Consider the following 21248-nt stretch of genomic DNA (forward strand, 5'->3'; position numbering starts at 1 on the left):
TCTCCCTATGGGAGAGCTGTCACGGCGGAAACGCCGTGACTGAGAGGGCCGAGATGGATGAGACTTTCTTGCGGATTCCGCCGCTACCCTCTCAGTCGTGCTGCGCACGCCAGCTCCCCCAGAGGGGGAGCCAAGGGGACATTCCGACAGCCCCAATTTATAACACAACCCCGGCGCGGAACTCCGCGCCGGGGTGTTGTTCAGTTCCCCATCAAAATCTGTGCCAGTTTGCTGTCCTTATCCAGAATGACGGTCTTTTCTTTGCCTGTCAGGCTGGCTTTCAGGGCGTCCAGCGCCCGGGTGAATTCGTAGAATTCCTTTTGATCCTGGGTCTGGTAGGCGCTTGCCAGCATGCGCATGTATTCGCCCTCGCCTTCGGCTTCCAGCTTGGCGGCTTCGGCCTGTGCGTTGGAGACGATGATGTTCACCTGCTTATCCACATTGTTTCGGATAATGGAGGCTTCGTAATTTCCGTCGGCGGTGTACTTTTCGGCGATCTGGTTCCGTTCGGAGATCATCCGGTTGTACACGGCGTTCAGGTTGGATTCCGGCAAATCAAACTGCTTGATCTTCACATCCTCCACCCGGATGCCGTAGGTCTGGGCCAGAGCGTCCACATCTGTGGCGATGGAGTTGTAGATTTCATTCCGCTTGGCTCCGTCCTCCATGTTGACGATGTCCGACTGTGCCAGAGTGCCCATAACGGTTTTCAGCTCGTTGTAGGTCAGGGCGTCCAGCCGCTGTTCGGCGTTGGAGGTGGTGCCAAGGCGCTGATAAAAGAGCTTGGGATCGCCGATGGACCAGAGAATGTAGCAGTCTACGGTCATATTCTGCTTGTCGGAGGTGAGAACCTCGGAGGGCGGAATGTCGTAGAGCTGGGTGGCCTTGGTAAAGTACTTTACGGAGTCCACGAAGGGCAGCTTGAAGTGCAGGCCGGCCTCGCCGGTGGTATCGATGATTTTGGAGAATCGGACGGTGCAGGCATATTCATCCTCCCGCACGGTGAAGAAGCAGCCGGATACGAGAATGACGGCCAGAATCACAACGATGATTCCTACAATGGTGCGTTTTTTCATTTGGTGACTCCTTCCTCGCTGCCAATCAGAGAATCCAGAGGCAGCAGCATTTGTACGTCACTGCCGTTTCCTGTATTGATGTAGAGCTTGATGCCCGGCAGAATATCGGAAATGGCTTCGTAATACATTCTTGTTCTTGTAACTTCGGGGTTCAGAGCGTATTCCTGATACATGGCGTTGAACATGGCCACCTGCTCCGTTGCCTCGTTGATCCGCTTTTCCTTCAGATACTGTGCATTCTGGATCAGCTTGTCGGCCTCGGCCTGGGCCTTGGGCAGCTGGGCGTTCTGATAGGCTTTCGCGTCGTTGATGACGGTTTCCGCCTGCTGCTTGGCTGTTTCCACATTTTTGAAGGCTTCAATGACCTCCTGTGTGGGGGGTTCCGCATCCTGAATTTTCACATCCACCAGAGCCAGACCAATGTCATACTGGGTAAGAATGTCGGAAACCAGATTTTTCACCTGCATCTGGATATTCTCCTTGCCGGTGGTCAGGACGGAATCCACGGTGGAAGAGCCTACCACATTCCGCACCTGACTCTGAACCAGATTCCGGAGAATGGTCTCGGGATCGTTGGAGGAATACAGATACTGAACGGGGTCGGAGACCTTGTATTCCACAAAGAAATCCACGTTGACGATGTTGTAGTCGCCGGTGATCATGGCGCTGTCCCGGTCGTCCACGGTATAGCCGCTGATGCCGACAGGGTCATAGCCCAGGGTGATTTTCTGATAGACGTTTACATCTACCTTTTCAACCTTCTGGATGCCGAAGGGCAGCTTCAGGTGGACGCCGGCGTCTGTGATGTCCGTTACCTTGCCGAAGGTGGTGACCACGGCCTGCTGCTTGTCGTCCACGGTGTAGTAACAGGTGGATATCAGCACCAGCGCCGCCAGAATGACGACTGCCAGCGTGGTGATCCGTTTGATTTTCTTCCAGTTCGGCGTTTTCTTTTCTCTGGGCGGCGTCCAGCGATAAGTTCCATTTTCTTCCATGTTTGTTACTCCTTTTCCAAGTTCTTCATAAGCTCCTCTGCCCGATCCCGGAGAAACCCGGCGCACCAGGCATAGAGCATGATCTGCAATGTCTTTTGGATGCGTTCATTGGCGCCGGGAATCCGTTCGGGGAGATCCTTTACACTTTTCTCGATTCCTTCTTCCAGTGTTCCGCTGCGGCCATAGACCTGGGCTGCCAGGCTAATAAGCAGGAAATACAGCTCCGCGTCGTCAATCAGGTCGTCCCCTTCCTGATCCAGCCGGCCATTGACGAAACCCAGAAGATCGCAGACGTTTTCAATGGGCATGCTTTTGCGAAGCAAATTGATGGTCAGAATGCGGCAGAGTTGATTTAAGGTGTATTTCTTCCCCTGGGGATTGGAAAGGTATTTCCTGCGGACCCAGTTCTGAACCATGTACGGCTCCAACCCGGAGATGGCGGAAACCTGACTCAGGGTGATTTCTCCCGCCAGAAAGAATGCGCTGAAGGTTTCTCTTATTTTTCCGGCGTCCTCGGTTCTGCTTTGAATGACCGTGCCCGGTATTGTCCACTGCATGGGGGATGCTCCTTTCTTTTGAATGTAACTGGATTATAACATACAATCACAAGATTGTCAATAGTAATTATATGATTCAATCACAAGTGTCCAGTCAGAGTTTTATATAGTAGGAAAAGGTCTGTGTAGCATTCCAATGGATCCGGATCTGTTTACTAACCGTGTCCGCATGTAATTTCGGCCTCGGGTCGATGTGGGCATCTGCCCCTACAAAATATAATCGGTATTCCTAACGTAGCGCAATGCCCACATCGCCCCGTGGGTGTAGCATCAAAACGGCCCGAAAAAACCAACGAACCCCTTCCGGCGTCATTCCGGTCCGTTGAATCCTTCGTTCTCTAAAAATCAACCGTATTCTCAACGTAGGGGGCGATACCCACATCGCCCCGCGGGTGCGTCTCCGAATCGGCCAAAAAAAACCAACGTTCCCCTTCCGGCATCTTTCCGGGCTAATGAAAGCACCGGCCTCTGCAATCTGTAATTTGGTATTTTCCGTTATTGTTTTCTATACAATCGCATATTTTTCATTTTCCCTCTTTACGAATAGGGTAAACTGTTGTAAAATAGAATGAACTGGTACAGGAAAGGAGGAAACGTGAATGAAATGTCTTCGCTGTGGGGTTGAAATTCCGGATGGGGAGAGCTTTTGCGCTAATTGTCTGGAATATATGGAGAAGGAACCCATTCCAGCGGATGTTCATGTCATGCTGCCAAAGCCTTCAGCTCCCCGCAGAACAACGGTATGGAAGCAGAATTTATCCGCGGACGAAAAACTTGCCGTTGCCAACGTCCGGCTGCGCCGGGCCAGAATTGCGATTGCTGTGCTTTTGCTCCTGGTTGCCGCGCTGAGCTGTTTGACGGCCTGGCTGTTCCTGCGGGAGCGGGGTCCGGCACTTGGGCAGAATTATTCCACGGTCTCCCCCACTGCCGCGTCCGGAACACTGCCCACCGAATCACAATGATTGTTTCACGTGAAACAATGGATTTGGCCGCAAGCGGGATGTTTCACGTGAAACATTCCGGCAGTGCAGAGAGAAAAGAATGAGAGGAGCGAAAAATGGGAAAAATAATAGCCATTGTCAACCAGAAGGGCGGCGTTGGAAAAACAACGACGGCGGTGAACCTGTCGGCGGCGCTGACAGACCTGGGAAAGAAGGTTCTGCTCTGCGATTTTGACCCCCAGGCCAACGCAACCTCCGGCATGGGCGTGGACAAGCGGAAAATCAAATATTCCTCTTATGATGTGACCATAAACGGCGTCAGCATTGAAAGCGCGATCGTACAGACAAAATTTGGAGATGTGCTTCCCTCCTCCGCGGACCTGGCAGGCGCCGGCGTGGAGCTGATCGGCTCAGACGACCGGGAACACCAGCTGAAGGCAGCCCTTTCCACTGTGAAGGATTTGTACGACGTGATTTTTATCGACTGCCCGCCCTCTTTGGAACTGCTGACGCTGAATGCCCTCTGCGCGGCGGACGGAATTCTGGTGCCCGTGCAATGTGAGTATTACGCGCTGGAAGGGTTAAGCGACCTGATGGCAACCCTGCGGACGGTAAAGCGGAAGCTGAATCCCAAACTGGAGATTTTCTGCGTGGTGCTGACCATGTACGACGGCCGCACCAACTTCTCCGCACAGGTGGCACAGGAGGTCCGCAGACACTTCCCCGGTAAGGTGCTGACTAGCGTAGTTCCGAGAAATGTGCGCCTGGCGGAAGCGCCGAGCCACGGTCTGCCTGTGACGGTCTATGACAAATACAGCCGCGGCGCCACGGCATACCGGGATATGGCGGAAGAAGTGGCAAAAAAGCTGTAATGAAAGGATGATTCCATGGCATCACAAAAGGGCCTCGGCCGAGGTCTTGGGGCATTGCTGGGTGACTTTTCAGAAGAGCCGGAAGAGAAAAACGGACTGAAAACACTCCCCCTGCATAAAATCGAACCAAATCCCAACCAGCCCCGGCGGGATTTTGACGATGAAGAGCTGGAAGCGCTGGCGGAATCCATCCGGCAGCACGGCATCATCCAGCCCCTGACCGTCCGGGAAATGCCCAACGGGTACTATCAGATCATTGCCGGTGAGCGCCGCTGGCGCGCGTCCCGTCTGGCGGAACTGGATGAGGTGCCTGTAGTCATTATGGAGGCGGACGACCGGAAGGCCATGGAGCTGGCCCTGATTGAAAATCTGCAGCGGCAGGATCTGAACCCGGTTGAAGAGGCACAGGGCTATGACGCACTGATCAATCGGTACGGCATGACGCAGGAAGAAGCCGCGGAACGGGTTGGAAAATCCCGCCCCGCCGTGGCAAATGCTCTGCGGCTGCTGTCTCTGAGCCAGCCGGTGCTGGAAAAGCTGAAGAGCGGCGAACTGACAGCCGGACACGCCAGAGCCATTTTGCAGCTGAAAACCGAGAAAAAGCAGCTGGAGGCAGCACAGAAGATCACCGCTCTGGGACTTTCCGTCCGGCAGGCGGAGCTGCTGTGCAAAAACATGGGGCAGGAGCCGCCCAAGAAAAAAGAAATCGTGCTGGAAGTGGACTATGTGGCCGAGTGTGAGCGAAATCTGAGCAAGCACCTGGGCCGGGGCGTGAAAATCGTCAACGGCAAACGCAAGGGCCGCTTCGAGCTGGAATTCTACGGCCAGGAGGATCTACAGAACCTGCTGGACGCATTGATGAAGTTACAGAAATAAGAGAGGTACAATGCAATGATTGATATCAAACGAATCAAGGAAAACCCCGATGCCATTAAGGCCGGTATGAAGGCCAAGGAAGTGGACTGCGACGCAACCATTGACCGCATTCTGGAGCTGGACGTTCAGGTCCGTGGACTGAAGACCCATACCGAGACAAAGACCGCTGAAAAGAACAAGCTGGCCAAGGAAAACGGCAAACTTTTCGGCCAGAAGAAGGGCGCCGAGAAAAAGGGCGAGGATACCTCTGCTCTGGAAGCCCAGATCAAGGCAAACATGGACGCCTCCGTGAAGATCGATGAGGAAATCGCTGAGGACAAGCAGAAGCTGAAGGTTCTGGACGATGAGCTGACCACTTGCATGCTGTCCCTGCCCAACATGCCTGACCCCGATCTGCTGCCCGGCGGCAAGGAGAACAACCAGCCCCTGCGCTATATCGGCGAGAAGCACTCTTTCGACTTTGAGCCCAAGCACCATGTGGATCTGTGCCAGAATCTGGGACTGATCGACTATGAGCGGGGCGTGAAGCTGGCAGGCGCAGGCAACTGGATCTATACGGACCGCGGCGCACGGCTGGAATGGGCGCTGCTGAACTACTTCATCGACTGCCACATTGCGGACGGGTATGAAATGATCCTGCCGCCCCACATGCTGGAGTACCAGTGCGGCCTGACCGCGGGACAGTTCCCCAAGTTCGCCGACGAGGTCTATAAGATCGCCAACCCCACGGACGATCGGGTTCACTATATGCTGCCCACCGCCGAAGCAGCCCTGGCGTCCATTTACCGGGACGAAATTCTCACGGAAGCAGATCTGCCTAAGAAGTTCTTTGCCTATACCCCCTGCTTCCGCCGGGAGGCCGGTTCTCACCGGGCCGACGAGCGGGGTATGGTCCGGGGCCATCAGTTCAACAAGGTGGAAATGTTCCAGTACACCACTCCCGAGGGGTCTGACGAGGCCTTTGAGGAGCTGGTACACAAGGCCGAAAAGCTGGTGTCCGGTCTGGGCCTGCACTTCCGTACCGTGAAGCTGGCGGCGGGCGACTGCTCCGCCTCCATGGCCAGAACCTATGACATCGAAATCCTGATTCCCTCCATGAACGGCTATAAGGAAGTCTCCTCCGTGTCCAATGCCCGGGATTATCAGGCCCGCCGGGGCAACATCCGCTTCCGCCGGGCGGACGGCAAGATCGAGTACGTCCACACCCTGAACGGCTCCGGTCTGGCCACATCCCGTATCTTCCCCGCCATCGTGGAGCAGAACCAGCGGGCCGACGGCTCCGTGGTCATCCCCGAGGCACTGCGCAAATACATGGGCGGCATGGAAGTCATCGAGAAGAAATAAGAACATCACAAACCTTCCCCCTCGGGGAAGGTTTGTGTGCGTTCATGAAAGAAAGGAAAAACCTCATGGACAAAATCAAGAAACCCAAATGGTGGGATGAATTCACGGTCTTTGCCATCAAGGGAAACGCCATGGCGCTGGCTGTCGGTACCATTATCGGCGCGGCCTTCTCCACCATTACCAAAAGCCTGACCGACGACATCATCATGCCCATTGTCTCTGTCTTTATCGGCGGTGTGGATTTTTCCGAAATGAAGCTGGAGCTTCCACGTCTGTTTGCGGAAAAGTATGACGACGCGGGCAATATCATCAAAAACACCCTGAACTACGGCAACTTCATCTCCGCCGTCATCAATTTCCTGATTCTGGCCCTTGTTGTCTTCTTTATAGTAAAGGGACTGAATAAGATCACGGAGCTTGGCAAAAAGAAGGAAGAAGAAGCCAAGGCGGAAGAGCCTGCCAAAGAGCCGGAACCCACAAAGGAAGAGCTGCTGCTCACCGAGATCCGGGATCTGCTGAAGGAAAAATGATTTTAATCCACAGGAAGTTCACTTCCTGTGGATTCTTAATAAGAATTGTTTGACAAACGCGGTCAGAAAGCCTATAATAAGTACAATGGGAGCGAATGGGGCATGGATCGGGCCGCGGCGCTTTCAATGTATGCAGAATGCCGGTTTTCCGGCATTTATGATTCCATAAATTGAAAAAAGGATGGATCAGGTTATGTACAAAATCGTGCGTAAGAAAGAGCTGAATGATTCCGTCACCCTGATGGAGATCGAGGCCCCCTTTGTTGCCAAAAAGGCAAAGGCCGGGCAGTTCATCATCTTCCGGATTGACGAGAAGAGCGAGCGCGTGCCTCTGACCATTGCCGGCTACGACCGGGAAAAGGGCACCGTCAGCATTATTTTCCAGAAGGTGGGCTTCTCCACCAAGGCGCTGGGCGCTCTGAACGAGGGCGACTATATCCGGGACTTTGTGGGTCCTCTGGGCAAGCCCACGGATGTGGAAGGCAAAAAGCGGGTCTGTGTGGTCGGCGGCGGCGTTGGCTGCGCCATTGCTCTGCCTGCAGCCGTGGCCTTCAAGGAGGCCGGCGCGGAGGTCGATGTGATTATCGGCTTCCGGAACAAGGATATCGTCATTCTGGAGGACGAGTTCCGGGCCTGTGCCGATCATCTGTATCTGATGACCGATGACGGCTCCTATGGCGAAAAGGGCTTCGGCACCGTCAAGCTCCAGGCTCTGCTGGAGAGCGGCGTCAAGTATGACGAGGTTCTGGCCATCGGCCCCGTGCCCATGATGAAGTTCGTCTGCAAGACCACCGAACCCTTCGGCGTACACACCATGGTGTCCCTGAACCCCATTATGGTGGACGGTACCGGTATGTGCGGCGGCTGCCGGGTTACCGTTGGCGGCGAGACCAAGTTCGCCTGCGTGGACGGCCCCGAGTTTGACGGCCACAAGGTGGATTACGAAGAGCTCATGAGCCGGAACGGTACTTACCGGGAGCGGGAAGCCGAAGTCGCCAGAGACCATGTCTGCCGTATGGAAGCCATGGGCAAGGCACTGATCAAGTAAGGGAGGAAACAGAAATGGCAAATATGACTTTGACCAAGACCCCTATGCCTGAGCAGGACCCCAAGGTTCGTGCCCGTAATTTCAAAGAGGTTGCCCTGGGTTATACCGAAGAGATGGCCAAGGAAGAGGCGGGCCGCTGCCTGAATTGCAAGAACCCCAAGTGCGTCGAGGGCTGCCCTGTCAATGTGCGCATCCCCGAGTTCATTCATAAGGTGGCCGAGGGAGACTTCAAGGCCGCTTACGAGATCATCACCTCCACCAACGCCCTCCCTGCCCTCAGCGGCCGTGTGTGCCCTCAGGAGAGCCAGTGCGAGAGCAAGTGTGTCCGGGGCGTCAAGGGCGAGCCTGTGGCCATCGGCCGTCTGGAGCGTTTTGTTGCCGACTGGTATCGGGAGAATGTGAACGCAAAGCCTGAAAAGGCTCCCTCCAACGGCATGAAGGTGGCCGTGGTTGGCTCCGGCCCTGCGGGTCTGACCTGCGCCAGTGATCTGGCCAAGAAGGGCTATGCCGTCTCCATTTTCGAAGCCCTGCATACCGCCGGCGGCGTGCTGGTTTACGGCATTCCCGAGTTCAGACTTCCCAAGGCCATTGTTGCCAACGAGGTGGAGAACCTGAAGGCCCAGGGCGTGGAAGTCATGACCAATATGGTCATCGGCCGTGTGCTGACCATTGACGAGCTGTTCGACATGGGCTACAAGGCAGTCTTTGTAGGCTCCGGCGCGGGTCTGCCCATGTTCATGCACATCCCCGGCGAGAGCCTGAAGGGTGTTATGTCCGCCAACGAGTACCTGACCCGTACCAACCTGATGAAGGCTTATGAGGAATCCTCCGATACCCCCATCATCAAGTCCAAGGCTGTGGCCGTGGTTGGCGGCGGCAACGTGGCCATGGACGGCGCCCGCTGCGCCATGCGTCTGGGCGCGGACAAGGTGTACATCGTCTATCGCCGCGGCGAGGCCGAAATGCCCGCCCGTAAGGAAGAGCAGCACCACGCCAAGGAAGAGGGCATTGAGTTCAAGACTCTGTGCAATCCCGTGGAGATTCTGGGCGACGACACCGGCCGTGTCTGCGGCGTGAAGTGCGTCCGCATGGAGCTGGGTGAGCCTGACGCCTCCGGCCGCCGCCGTCCCGTGGAGATTCCCGGCAGCGAGTTCGTACTGGATGTGGATACCGTCATCATGGCTCTGGGCACCAGCCCCAATCCCCTGATCCGCTCCACCACCCCCGGTCTGGAGACCAACAAGAAGGGCGGCCTCATCGTCAATGAGAATGAGATGACCACCCGTGAGGGCGTCTTCGCCGGCGGCGATGCCGTTACCGGCGCTGCCACCGTCATTCTGGCCATGGGCGCGGGCAAGAAGGCCGCTGCCGCCATCGACGCTTACCTGCAGAGCAAGTAACAAAACGGTACCGCAAAGCTACAAAACCGTAAATTTATCCACAGCTGTTTCCACAGCTGTGGATAAATCATGTGGAAAACTGTTTGCGGCCTGTGAAAAAACAGAAAAAGAACCCAAAAAGGGACCGAAATCCGGGAAAAATCCGGTGCTCGGCCCCTTTTCACTTTTCAATAGCCCCTCCCCTGCTCCTGAATTTTTCTCCACAGAGTTTGAATACCCTGTGGAGATTTTTCGTGGGATGGTGGGAAAGCGGGCCGCATTTCGCCCTTCGAAGACGAAAAAAGATGAAAATATCCACAATCGATGAAAAGACTGTGGAGAAATCTGAGAAGATACAGCCATTACGGCCAGAGAAACCGCGTCATATCCGCCTGTAGGGGCAAAATTATCCGCAAATGCATTTCACCATAGGGCCGATGCCCACATGGGACGGAGAGGCTGTGAACGAAATCTGTTCGTTTTACGCGACAGTTCGTCAAATTCCATAGCGGGATCATGAGGGCATCGTCCCCTGCATACGAAATCTGACGTTGTGCTTAAAAGGAATGCTTCTCACCCCATCGGGGATGGAATTGCATTCAAATCTCCACAGCTTATGAAAGAACTGTGGAGAAAATAGAATCTCATAAGATTACATAACAAGAAGACAATAATTAAATTTGTAGGGGCCGATGCCCACATCGGCCCGGAAGCCGACGGTATGGGCGTGTCCGTTTTTTCAGACCGCTCAGGTGTCGTACCTAACGAGGCGATGAGGGCATCGCCCCCTACGCTGAAGACGAACGTTGATTTTGTGGGTAACGCCCCCAACGCTGAAAACGCACGTTATTTTTTGTAGGGGCCGATGCCCACATCGGCCCGGATGCCGACGGTACAGGCGTGTTCGTCTTTTCTGACCGCTCAGGCGATGTACCCCACGGGGCGATGAGGGCATCGCCCCCTACGCTGAAAACACACGTTGTTTTTGCGGGTAACGCCCTAAACGCTGAAAACGCACGTTGTTTTTGTAGGGGCCGATGCCTACATCGGCCCGTGGCTAACGGTACAGCCATGTCCGTTTTTTCTGACCGCTCTGGTATCGTACCCCACGGGGCGATGAGGGCATCGCCCCCTACGCTGAAAACGCACCCCACGGGGCGGTGCAGGCATCGCCCCGTACGCTGGAAACGCACCCCACGGGCGATGCAGGCATCGCTCCTACGAAAAGGCTGTGTTCGATTTTCTGTCCGGAAATCAGGATGTTTTCGGTTTTCGCTGGTTTACATGCATTTTACACGATAGATAGTTCATTTCATACTATGCAGAGAGCATATTGCTTTTGTCGGGTAAATCGACTATAATACAATCAAACAGAAGTATTATGCCTCAGGGCAAAAAACGAAGAAAGAGGGAGACGCAATGAAGAAACTGTTTGCGCTGCTGCTGGCGCTGACCATGACCTTCCAGCTGGCCCAGCCTGTCTGGGCGGAGACCGTGGCCACGGAGCCGACGCAGACCACCCAGACCCCGGAGGAGCCGGAAGAGACCGTCCCGGAGTCGACAGAACCGGAAACCACGGAACCGGCAGTCCCCGCCCAGACGGAGGCCCCGGAAACCACCGCCCCGGAGACCACGGAAGCCTCCGTACCTGAGTCCGAGGAACCCCAGCCCGATGCGGAGCCGTCCGCGGAGGACGTCCCCGTGCCTCAGAGCGACAGCACCGGTACCTGCGGCGAGAGCCTGACCTGGACACTGGCAGGCGGCACGCTGACAATTTCCGGAAGCGGCGCCATGACGGATTACAACGAATCCAACACCGCCCCCTGGTATTCCGGCCGGGAGCAGATCACCGCCGTGGTGGTGGACCGGGGCGTTACCGGCATCGGCGCCTATGCCTTTTACGGCTGCGTCAATCTCATCGATATCACACTGCCGGAGGGCCTGACCGCCATTGGCGAATATGCCTTTAAGGGCTGCTCTGCCCTGGGCCGGGTGGAGATCCTCAGCGGCATGACCACTCTGGGTTACGATGCCTTTCGGGAAAGCGGCATCACCGAAGTAGTGCTGCCCGAGGGGCTGAAAACAATCGGAAACGATGCCTTCTATAACTGTGCAAACCTGCGCAGCGTCTCCCTGCCGAGCACACTGCAAAATTTGGGAAGCTACGCATTTTATAAATGCTCCGCTCTGACAGCGATTACCCTGCCCCAGAGCCTTACGAAGATGGGATATGAATGCTTCGAACTCTGTACCAGCCTGACGGAAATAGAAATTCCGAGTCAACTGACAACCATTGAAATGCAGGCGTTTGCTGGCTGTACTGCGCTGAAAAGCGTTACGCTGCCGGAAGGGCTGAAAGTGATCGGGGCATACGCATTCGGGGGCTGTGAAGCGCTGACTCAGATACATCTGCCTGAAAGCACTACAGAACTGCGGTCGGGCGCTTTTTCGGGTTGTAAAAATCTCACAACCATTAACCTCCCTCAGGGAATTACAAAGATTCAGAACAGCCTGTTCAGCGGATGCAGCAGTCTCGCCGCCATCACCATTCCGGATTCCGTGCTCACAATTGAAAGCAGCGCGTTTTCCGGCTGCAGCAGCCTGACGGCGGTGGAAATCCCCACCGGCGTCAGCACCATTGGCACCTCGGCCTTTAGCAGATGTGCTTTACTGACGGAAATGGTGATTCCAGAGGGGGTTTCCAGTATCGCTTACGGGACCTTCTATAACTGTACAGCGCTGAAAAAAATCACCCTGCCCGGCGGCCTGACCGAGATTGGAGAGGAGGCTTTCGAGAATTGCTCTGCACTGGAGGCCATCGAGCTGCCCGAAAAGGTAACGACCATCGGGGCAAGCGCCTTTTCTGGCTGCAAAATGTTGAAGCAGATCACCCTTCCCGACAGCCTGACTGAGATTGGACAGTCTGCTTTCGGAAATTGCGCTTCCCTGCAGTTCATTCAGCTGCCTGACAAGCTGACCAGTGTGGGGAACTACGCCTTTTCCAGCTGTACGGCGCTGAAGCGGGTGGATATTCCCGCCAGTGTCGCTGCCATCGGCGAAAGTGCCTTTTACGGCTGCGCAAAGCTGACTGCCATCACCTTTGGCCACAGGCAGGAGAATCCGCTGACCATTGGCGTGGACGCGTTTAACGTCGGCTATTACGTGGACAATGTAAAAACCCGGATCGGGGTCTACAGCGTCCGGGGCATTCATCCCGCCATTCAGGGCTATGCCTGGGAGAAGCGGACCGTTACGTATTATAATACCGAAGTTGTCCCCCTGGAGGCCATTGCCATCCACGCGCAGGATGACGCCGCGGAGATCGAGGTGGGGCTTCCCCTGACCTTCGTCGCGGAGCTGACCCCCTTCGATACAACGGACGATCTGGTCTGGTCCATCAATCCGGACAACAGCACCGGTACCGCCGAAATCACCGCAGAGGGCGTGCTCACCGGCCTGACCCCCGGCATTGTCACCGTCCGTGCTGCCGCCGGAAGCGATGAAAGCGTCTATGGCGAGACCCAGATCACCCTGCTGCCCCCCACCGGCGAACCGGATTCCATTCTGGTGCGCACGGCAGTGGGGGCGGTGGACGAGGCCCAGCTGGGCATTCCTGTTCAGATGCAGGCGGTCTTCCAGCCCGGCAACGTGGCCGATAAGCACGTGACCTGGTCCGTGAGCAATGAGAAGATCGCCGCCATCGATGAAAGCGGCCTGCTGACCCCTCTGGCCCTGGGCAGCGTGACGGTTTACGCCGTGTCCGAAACCTATGGGGATCTGGAGGGCAGCTGCGTGGTGAAGGTTTTGCGCTATGCCGACGGCGTCACCGTTCTGCGCAACGGCGGCACGGAGCGCACCACCCTGGGCGTGGGAGAAAAGCTGTCGATCACCGCCCTGCTGAGCCCGGCGGACACCACCTCCAAGGACGTGACCTGGACCGTTGAGGAGCTCACCGGCCAGGCAGAGCTGGTGAATATGGGTACCTACGGCCGACCCATGGAGATCAGGGGCGTTGCCCCCGGCACGGTGCGCCTCACGGCAACGGTGAAGGACTATGCCGCCGTGAGCGCCACGGTGGAGCTCACCGTGACGGATACGGTGATTCCCTATGCCCTGGCCGACGGCAGCGGCAACATCTATTTTGATACAGCCACGGGCACCATTGTCCGCAGTGACAATACCGTGCAGAACGTCAGCATCCCCGCTTCCATCAATGGCGTGGCCGTAACGTCCATTGCGCCCTACGTGTTCCACGACGGAGGCTACGGAACCATCACCGCCGTCACCATCCCCAAATCCATGCGGGAGATCGGCAGCCACGCTTTTTGGTCCTGCTCCAAAATGACCTCCCTGCGCTTTGCCGGCGGCAGCGAGCTGGAGACCATCGGCGAATATGCGTTCCATACCTGCAACACCCTGACGTCTGTGTCCATTCCCGCCTCTGTGAAGACCATTGAAAACTTTGCCTTCTACGGCTGCAGCAAGATGGAATCTCTGCGCTTTGCCTCCGGCAGCAATCTGAAGTCCATTGGCGAGGGCGCGTTCTATACCTGCGATGGCCTGACCGCTGTCTCCCTACCCGAGGGGCTGCAGTCCGTTGGCAAGAATGCCTTCTACTATTGTAAGAATGTGGAAACCATCTACGTGCCGGATACGGTCACGTCCTTCGGGGAAAATGCGTTCTCCTATTGCAACAGCCTGAAAAATGTTACCATTACCGGCGAAGAGAATCTGCAAAAACTGTTTTGCAGCGGTGTGATGGACAATCTGACCCTGTCCGGAACATTCGTGCAGAAGGCGTATCCGGCCAAAAATGTGACGCTGCTGGATACCGTCACAGAGATTCGGGACAGCGCATTCGAGGGCCAGAGTGTCGAACAGCTTACCCTGGGCCGGAACCTGAAAACCATCGGCGCGCAGGCGTTTGAATACACCGAAATTACCTCGGTGACGCTGCCGGAGGGCATCGTCTCTCTGGGCAAGCGGGCCTTTGCCGAATGCAGCAAGCTGACAACCGTCAATCTGCCGGACAGCCTCCAGAGTATAGGACAGGACTGCTTTGAAGGCTGTTCCAATCTGAATATTCTGGACCTCTCTTCCGTTCCGGACACTTTTGTGGAGCGGGAGACGAAGCTGGACGACCGGGGCGTTGTCCCGCCTGTTCTGGTGCGGGCAACCGGCGGCAAGGTGTCCGGGGCCTGGTGGGCAGAGAGCGTTGACGGGGTTTCCCACAGCGACGATGTGGCGTTTATCTATCAGTGGAAGGGCGAATATTACCTGGTGCCCGAAGCCTCGGGCAGCTTTGTGCTGGTCTATCAGGATCAATACACCGGGGCCCAGGGAAAAAAGCTTGCCGAGGCCCGCTCCGGTCTCATCATCCGCCCCTCCGATGTTGGCTATCTCACTGGCGGCCAGAGCCTGCAGCTTTCCGCCCGCATGATGCCGGAGGATATCGCGGCGCAGGTCACCTGGTCCCTGGGGGCCGGGGATGAAGCCTATGCTTCCCTGTCCCAGACCGGCCTTTTGAAGGTCAGCAGCGGCGTAAACGTCACCCGGCAGATCACCGTTACGGCTGTGCCGAGGAACGGCGGCGATGCCGCGGTGCTGAAGCTCTGGCTGGTGCCCAGAACCACCGGTTTGGAAATTCTCCGGAATGGAGAAAGCGTGGGCAGCGAGCTGAACGCGGACATGGCGTCCACCCCGAGCATGACCCTGACCGTCCGGTTCCAGCCGGAGGACGCCGCTCCTGATGTGGTCTGGATCTCTTCGGACGCCAAGGTGGCAGATGTGGACAACGGCGTTGTGACCTTCCTGAAGCCCGGCACCGCCGTCATCAAGGCGATGGCTACGGACGGCTCTCAGGTCAGCGCCCAGGTGAAAATCAACGTTACCTATGTGGACGGGGCCAAAAAGCTGACCCTGACCACTGACGCCGCTTCTCTGCAGCCCGGCCAGACCGCCCGGCTGACCCTGAAGGGCAGCGGGGAGATTCCCGCGGACATGGTGAGCTATACCCTGCCAAACGATCTTGGCGCCGTGGAGAACGGCGTCTTCACCGCCGGGGAAAAGCCGGGTACCGTTACCGTCACCGCCGCCATTCAGGGCGACCCCCTGAAGCGCACCGCCAGCGTGAAGCTGACCGTAACGCCCCTGCTGGTGAACAAGCTGGAAATGGAGGCCCATGACGACCGATTCCAGATGGAGGATCAGGCGGGAGAGACTTTGCTGATTATCGACAAGCAGTCCGCTCAGGGCTGCAGCTTCCCCCTGACCCTCTCCGCCCGGGACTACCGGGACGAACCCATGGAAGACTATTCCGTGACCTATGCCAGCACCGATACCTCCATTGCCACGGTCACGGCCAAGGGCGTTGTGACGTTGAAGCCCGGTGCCAACGGCCAGTGCGCCATTGTGGCCAGGGTGAAGGATGCCGGAAAGGCCACGGCCCGGCTGTGGATCTCCGTCCGGGACTACAGCCCCCGGCTGGAAAGCAGCAAGCTGACGCTGAACACCGCCCTGACCGACGCCGCCGTTTCCACAGGCTTTGTGGAAAGCTACGGCAACGGCGTGACCGGAGTTTCCGTTACCAACGACAATCGGTTTACGGCAGAATTCGCCGCCAGCCGCCTGACTCTGCGGCCCGCCGCTCCCCTGCCCAACGGCAGATATAACCTGACCGTGGAGGCCCAGTGCGCCGACGGCAAGACCTATTCCTATGCCCTGAATCTTCAGGTGAAGAACGTGCTGCCCAAGGTCACCGTGAAACAGACGGCCAGACTGAACATCTTCTGCGCCGGTGCGGAAACTACCCTGACCGTCGCCGCCCAGGGGGCTGAGGTGGAAAACGTGGTTCTTACGGACAACACCGATTTCACCGTGGATTGGCAGGACGGCACTGCCCTGCTGCGGCTGTCTGACAGCGCTTCCCCGAAACCCTATACAAAGGCAAAGCTAGAAATCCATCTGGCGGGCTACGCCCAGCCTGTTATCCAGAATCTCTCCATTTCCGCCGGAACCACGGTGCCCAGACTGAAGCTCAGCGCCGCGGCCAGCAGCCTGAATACGGCCCTGAACCCGGAGAATCTCTCCGCCCGGGTGCAGATTCTGGAGGGCACTTCCCTGCTGGATCTGTCCAACGCCACCGTATGGACGGACAGCGCTCTGGCTGACGTGGAGAAGGACGGCAGCGATGTGGTTCTGACTCTGCGGGAGCCCAAGGCAGCCTCCGTGAACCTCTATATTCAGGACGCTTCCTGGCGGCAGAGTGTGAAGCTCACCCACAAGCTCACGGTGGAGACCAAATTGCCCACTTTGAAGCCCACCGGTGCCATCAATCTGAACGCCTACTTTACCCAAATCACCGGCAGCACGGAATTGGTGCTGTCCCAGAAGAATCTGACGCTGGAGGACGTCCGCTTTGTCCCCGCCGCCAGAGCCGGGACTCCCGCCCGGACGGAATCCGACAAGCTGACGCTGACCTTCGACCCAGCCGGGAACCGGGTCACGGCGGTTGCCGCGAATCCTGACAACGCACCCAAGGCCGGAACCTATTCCTTCACCTGCACCGGCGTGCTCCCCGGCGGTACGGAAATCCCCGGCGGCACACTGAAAATCACCGTGGGCAAGGCCCTGCCGAAGCTGAAACTCTCCGCATCCTCCGTGAAGCTGAACCGCTTCCTGGCAGGTCAGGAGCGGGCCAGCGTCACCGCCAGCCTGTCCGGCTTTGAGGGCTGCGAGCTGGTGGGCTTCCGGGAGCTGGAGCAGGGGCTGTACAGCGGACTGTCCTTTGAAAACGGCGTCATTACCGCTTCCCTGAGGGATTCCAACGATCTTGGCGGCAGCTATAAGCTGACCCCCGTGGTGCGCCATTGCGCCACCGGCCAGCTGGTGGATCTGCCCGCTGCCGTCACGCTGAAGGTCACCGCCTACAGTTCCGACAAGCTGTCCATGAGCCTGTCCGCCAAGGGCAAGCTGGACACGCTGGACCCCGAAAGCAACCTTGTCTATACGGTGACGAGACTCACGAACTGTCAGGGCCGCCTTACGGATCTGCGTCTGGAGGGGCCGGATAAGGACCTGTTCCGGGCCGTGCTGGACAGCGATAGCAACAGGATCCACCTGACCATGGTTCCGGGCCAGACCTACGCAACCAACGTGACCTATCAGGTCCGGTTCCGGCTGACGGTCTGCGGCAGAGAAATCCTCAGCCCGGTGATGAAGTTCAAGGTGACCCAGACCGCCCTGAAATTCGCCGCCATGCCGGTATCGCCCATCTATCAGGCCCAGACCGGGCCTCTGACGGTCCGGCTGACGCTGACCGCTCCCGCGGGGGCAGCCATCGGGGACATTCGTCTGAACGAGAAGACCAGCGCCGCCTTCCTGGAGGCCATCGGCGGTCCTGAGGGCTTCCGGGCCGACCCGGAGACCCTGACCCTCCGCTTCGCCCTCCCCTCCCCCGGCAATCTTCGCGCCAACAGCACCTACACGGTTCTGCTGGACATCACCCCCAAGGGCAACGCCGAAAACGTCAAACCCACCCAGGTAAGGCTGACGGTGAAGGTGATGAAGTGACCAATCAGGAATAGATCCTCATGAAGGGGCGGCATTTTTGCCGCCCCAACTTGCTTATTTGCGCAAAAACGGAGGTTCCCAGCGTAGGGGGCGATGCCCACATCGCCCCGTGGGGTACGACGCCAGAGCGGTCAAGAAAAACGGACACACCCATCCCGTCGGCGCCCCCGGCTGCTGAATGGCATACGGTCCGTATTTCTGTGACCGTTTCTTTCTCAAGGATTTCAAAATTTCAAAAAATCCAAAAATCCCTCTTGACAAACAATCGTCCCGGTGTTACTATAATGACGTAAATAATAATCAATCGCAAATAAAGACAAAAAGGAGGTTTCCCATGGAGACAACCAAACAGTTTCGCAAGCGCAATGCCATTCTGGCCTGCCTTCGGGAAACCAGGTGTCACCCCAGCGCCGAGACCCTTTACCAGATGCTCCAGAAGGAACACCCGGATATCTCTCTGGCCACGGTCTACCGCAATCTGGCCCTTTTCAAGAGTCAGGGCACCATCGCCAGCGTGGCCACGGTGGACGGCATTGAGCGATTCGACGGCAACACCGAACCCCATGTCCATTTCATTTGCAGCGGCTGCGGCGCCGTGCTGGATGTATTTCAGGTGGAGCAGCCGGATTACAGTGGCTTCGCCCGGTTTCTGGGCTGCCGCATCGATCAAACCCAATTGACTTTCACGGGACTCTGCCGGGACTGCCTGAACACTCCCGCCGAAACCCCGAAAGTAATACAGTAAAAAACAAGCGTAACAAACAACAAATAAAATTTTAAACGGAGGATATTGTTATGAAGAAATTTGTCTGCCCTGTCTGCGGTTATGTTCTGGAAGCCGAAGTCATGCCTGAGGGCTTTGTCTGCCCCGTCTGCAAGCTCCCCGGTTCTAAGTTTAAGGTCATGGAAGAGGGCAAGCTGGCTGCCGAGCACGAGCTGGGCATCTACGAGAAGACCGTCGCCAACAACCCCGACATCTCCGCTGAGGACAAGGAATATATCCTGGAGCAGCTGAAGGCCAACTTCACCGGCGAGTGCAGCGAGGTCGGTATGTACCTGTGCATGGCCCGTGTGGCCCACCGGGAGGGCTACCCCGAGATTGGCCTGTACTGGGAGAAGGCCGCCTATGAGGAAGCCGAGCACGCCGCCAAGTTCGCCGAGATGCTGGGCACCACTCTGGAGCCCAACATGACCGCCTCCACCAAGAAGAATCTGGCATGGCGCGTGGACTGCGAGTTCGGCGCCACCCAGGGCAAGTTTGACCTGGCCGCCTGCGCCAAGAAGAACGGCCTGGACGCCATCCACGACACCGTCCACGAAATGGCCAAGGACGAGGCTCGTCATGGAAGAGCGCTGAAGGGCCTGCTGGAGCGGTACTTTAAGTAAGAAATCGCTGATTCAGTCGCATAAATCAAAGAGGAGAGGGAGTGATCCTTCTCCTCTTTTTGCGCCCTGTGGAAAACAGAGTGGAAAAACATGGGTGTCCCCAGCGTAGGGGGCGATGCCCTCATCGCCCCGCCGGGTGCGACGCCAGAGCAGTCGGAAAAAACGTACACGCCTGTTCCGTCGACACCCCGGGTCGATGTGGGTATCGGCCCCTGCATGGAATACGCAGAGAATGGGCGTTCAATCATAAAATGTTTCTGCGCAATTGCCGCAATTTCACAAAAAGCGATCTTCCCTCTTCCCTTTTGATGTGCTATACTGACAGAAAAAAGACCGTGACAGTGAAGCCGACAGGAAACGGCGGAAAATCATTCCGGAAAGGGATGTTTCCGTGAAAGCAATCATCTACACCAGCAACACCGGCAGCACGGAGCGCTACGCGCGGCTGCTTGCGGAGCAGACGGGGCTGCCCGCCTATTCGCTGACGGAGGCGGTCAAGGGCTATGGGGCCGCGGCGAGCGCGTGGGGATCGACCAGCTCAGCGCGGTGCTTGTCTGGTACAACGCCCGGAAATAAGCACTTGAGAAAAACCTCCTGTTTTGGTATACTATTCGAAAAGTACCAAGGCAGGAGGCTTTTGATTGTGAAGCGGGAAAATTATATCAGCTGGGACGAGTATTTCATGGGCATCGCCATGCTGGCGGCCCGGAGGAGCAAGGATCCCAATACCCAAGTGGGGGCCTGCATCGTCTCCAAGGACAATATCATTCTCTCTACCGGCTATAACGGCATGCCCAAGGGCTGTTCCGATGACGAATATCCCTGGGACCGGGAGGGTGCTGACACCAAGTACCCCTATGTGGTCCACGCGGAGCTGAACGCCATCCTCAACGCCCACGGCCGGGATTTGCAGGGCAGCCGGCTGTATGTAGCCCTCTTCCCCTGCAACGAGTGCGCCAAGGCCATTATCCAGAGCGGTGTGAAGGAAGTGCTGTATCTGTCCGACAAGTACGCCGATTCCATGGCGACGCTGGCCTCCAAGCGGATGATGGAGTCCGCCGGGGTGAAATTCACCCAGCTGCGACCGGATACAAAGCAGATCGTTCTGGATCTTGTGCCGGAGGAGGAACGCCGGTGATCTCAACAAGAGGGCGCTATGCCCTGCGGATGATGCTGGATCTGGCGGAAAACCAGGGCGACGGCTATGTGTCCTTGAAGGACATTGCCGCCCGGCAGGATATTTCCAAAAAGTATCTGGAGCAGATCATTCCTGTGCTGAACCGGGCGGGGTTGCTGCAGACCACCCGGGGCGTTCAGGGCGGCTATCGCCTGACCCGGCGGCCCGAGGAATACACGGTGCTGGACATCCTCTCTGCCACGGAGACGGGACTGGCTGCCGTAGCCTGCCTGGAGCAGGACGCGAACCCCTGTGCCCGCTGCTGCGATTGCCTGACTTTGCCCGTGTGGCAGGGTCTGGATAAGGTGGTCAAGGACTACCTGGACGGTATTACCCTTCAGGATGTATTGGACCGGCGGAACGTTGGAAACGACTATGTGATCTGACGCGATACGCCGGGGCGCGTGTACGCAAAATACGGACAGTTGTCCTTGTACAACCTGCCTAAAAAAGAATGTCAGTTTTTGTCAAAAAGTGCTTGACAAATGGGGCGCGG

General features: G+C 57.1%; 15 protein-coding genes. 12 read left to right on the forward strand and 3 right to left on the reverse strand.

The annotated features are described in order from the left end of the window. Window positions 1–200 precede the first annotated feature (200 nt). Genes hflC through KQI10_RS11420 form a run of 3 tightly spaced genes read right to left on the reverse strand, consistent with a single transcriptional unit; the run spans window position 201 to window position 2628 of the window. Entirely contained in the window at window positions 201–1076 is an 876-nt protein-coding gene (gene hflC, locus KQI10_RS11410; RefSeq protein ID WP_216567522.1) for a protease modulator HflC, read from the reverse strand. Beyond that, window positions 1073–2071, reverse strand: a complete 999-nt coding sequence (gene hflK / locus KQI10_RS11415) for an FtsH protease activity modulator HflK (RefSeq protein ID WP_216567524.1) — start codon at window positions 2069–2071, stop codon at window positions 1073–1075. The genes hflC and hflK overlap by 4 nt, the downstream gene beginning before the upstream one ends. 5 nt (window positions 2072–2076) lie before the next feature. Further along, on the reverse strand, window positions 2077–2628 hold the full coding sequence (locus tag KQI10_RS11420) for a DUF1836 domain-containing protein (protein WP_216567525.1): 552 nt from the start codon (window positions 2626–2628) through the stop codon (window positions 2077–2079). 599 nt (window positions 2629–3227) lie between these two features. On the opposite strand from KQI10_RS11420, the gene KQI10_RS11425 reads away from it, so the two are divergent. The 12 genes from KQI10_RS11425 to KQI10_RS11480 all read left to right on the forward strand — a co-directional run bounded on the left by KQI10_RS11425 (window position 3228) and on the right by KQI10_RS11480 (window position 21138). After that, window positions 3228–3590: a zinc ribbon domain-containing protein gene (locus tag KQI10_RS11425; RefSeq protein WP_216567526.1), complete on the forward strand. Its 363-nt coding sequence runs from the start codon at window positions 3228–3230 to the stop codon at window positions 3588–3590. 95 nt (window positions 3591–3685) lie between these two features. Then, entirely contained in the window at window positions 3686–4441 is a 756-nt protein-coding gene (locus tag KQI10_RS11430) for a ParA family protein (RefSeq protein WP_216567527.1), read from the forward strand. 15 nt (window positions 4442–4456) lie between these two features. Beyond that, complete coding sequence (locus tag KQI10_RS11435; RefSeq protein ID WP_216567529.1) at window positions 4457–5317, forward strand: ParB/RepB/Spo0J family partition protein; 861 nt, start codon at window positions 4457–4459, stop codon at window positions 5315–5317. A gap of 15 nt (window positions 5318–5332) precedes the next feature. Further along, window positions 5333–6661, forward strand: a complete 1329-nt coding sequence (gene serS / locus KQI10_RS11440) for a serine--tRNA ligase (RefSeq protein ID WP_216567530.1) — start codon at window positions 5333–5335, stop codon at window positions 6659–6661. Between the two features lie 65 nt (window positions 6662–6726). Further along, complete coding sequence (mscL, locus tag KQI10_RS11445; RefSeq protein ID WP_216567531.1) at window positions 6727–7191, forward strand: large conductance mechanosensitive channel protein MscL; 465 nt, start codon at window positions 6727–6729, stop codon at window positions 7189–7191. A 193-nt stretch (window positions 7192–7384) separates the two neighbouring features. Beyond that, window positions 7385–8239, forward strand: a complete 855-nt coding sequence (locus tag KQI10_RS11450) for a sulfide/dihydroorotate dehydrogenase-like FAD/NAD-binding protein (RefSeq protein WP_216567532.1) — start codon at window positions 7385–7387, stop codon at window positions 8237–8239. 14 nt (window positions 8240–8253) lie between these two features. Next, entirely contained in the window at window positions 8254–9639 is a 1386-nt protein-coding gene (gltA, locus tag KQI10_RS11455; RefSeq protein WP_216567533.1) for an NADPH-dependent glutamate synthase, read from the forward strand. Window positions 9640–11037: 1398 nt separating this feature from the next. After that, entirely contained in the window at window positions 11038–18189 is a 7152-nt protein-coding gene (locus KQI10_RS11460; RefSeq protein ID WP_216567534.1) for a leucine-rich repeat protein, read from the forward strand. Between the two features lie 334 nt (window positions 18190–18523). Continuing rightward, on the forward strand, window positions 18524–18934 hold the full coding sequence (locus KQI10_RS11465) for a Fur family transcriptional regulator (RefSeq protein WP_216567535.1): 411 nt from the start codon (window positions 18524–18526) through the stop codon (window positions 18932–18934). A 50-nt stretch (window positions 18935–18984) separates the two neighbouring features. Next, the gene (locus KQI10_RS11470; RefSeq protein WP_216567536.1) at window positions 18985–19575 is read left to right on the forward strand and encodes a ferritin family protein; all 591 of its coding nucleotides are present in this window, start codon (window positions 18985–18987) and stop codon (window positions 19573–19575) included. A gap of 643 nt (window positions 19576–20218) precedes the next feature. Then, complete coding sequence (locus tag KQI10_RS11475) at window positions 20219–20713, forward strand: dCMP deaminase family protein (RefSeq protein WP_216567537.1); 495 nt, start codon at window positions 20219–20221, stop codon at window positions 20711–20713. Beyond that, window positions 20710–21138: an Rrf2 family transcriptional regulator gene (locus KQI10_RS11480; protein ID WP_216567538.1), complete on the forward strand. Its 429-nt coding sequence runs from the start codon at window positions 20710–20712 to the stop codon at window positions 21136–21138. Before KQI10_RS11475 ends, KQI10_RS11480 begins: the two co-directional genes overlap by 4 nt. The last annotated feature ends 110 nt before the right edge of the window (window positions 21139–21248 follow it).

It is taken from the genome of Pseudoflavonifractor sp. MSJ-30 (genome assembly GCF_018918045.1).
Classification (GTDB): Bacteria; Bacillota; Clostridia; order Oscillospirales; family Oscillospiraceae; genus Faecousia.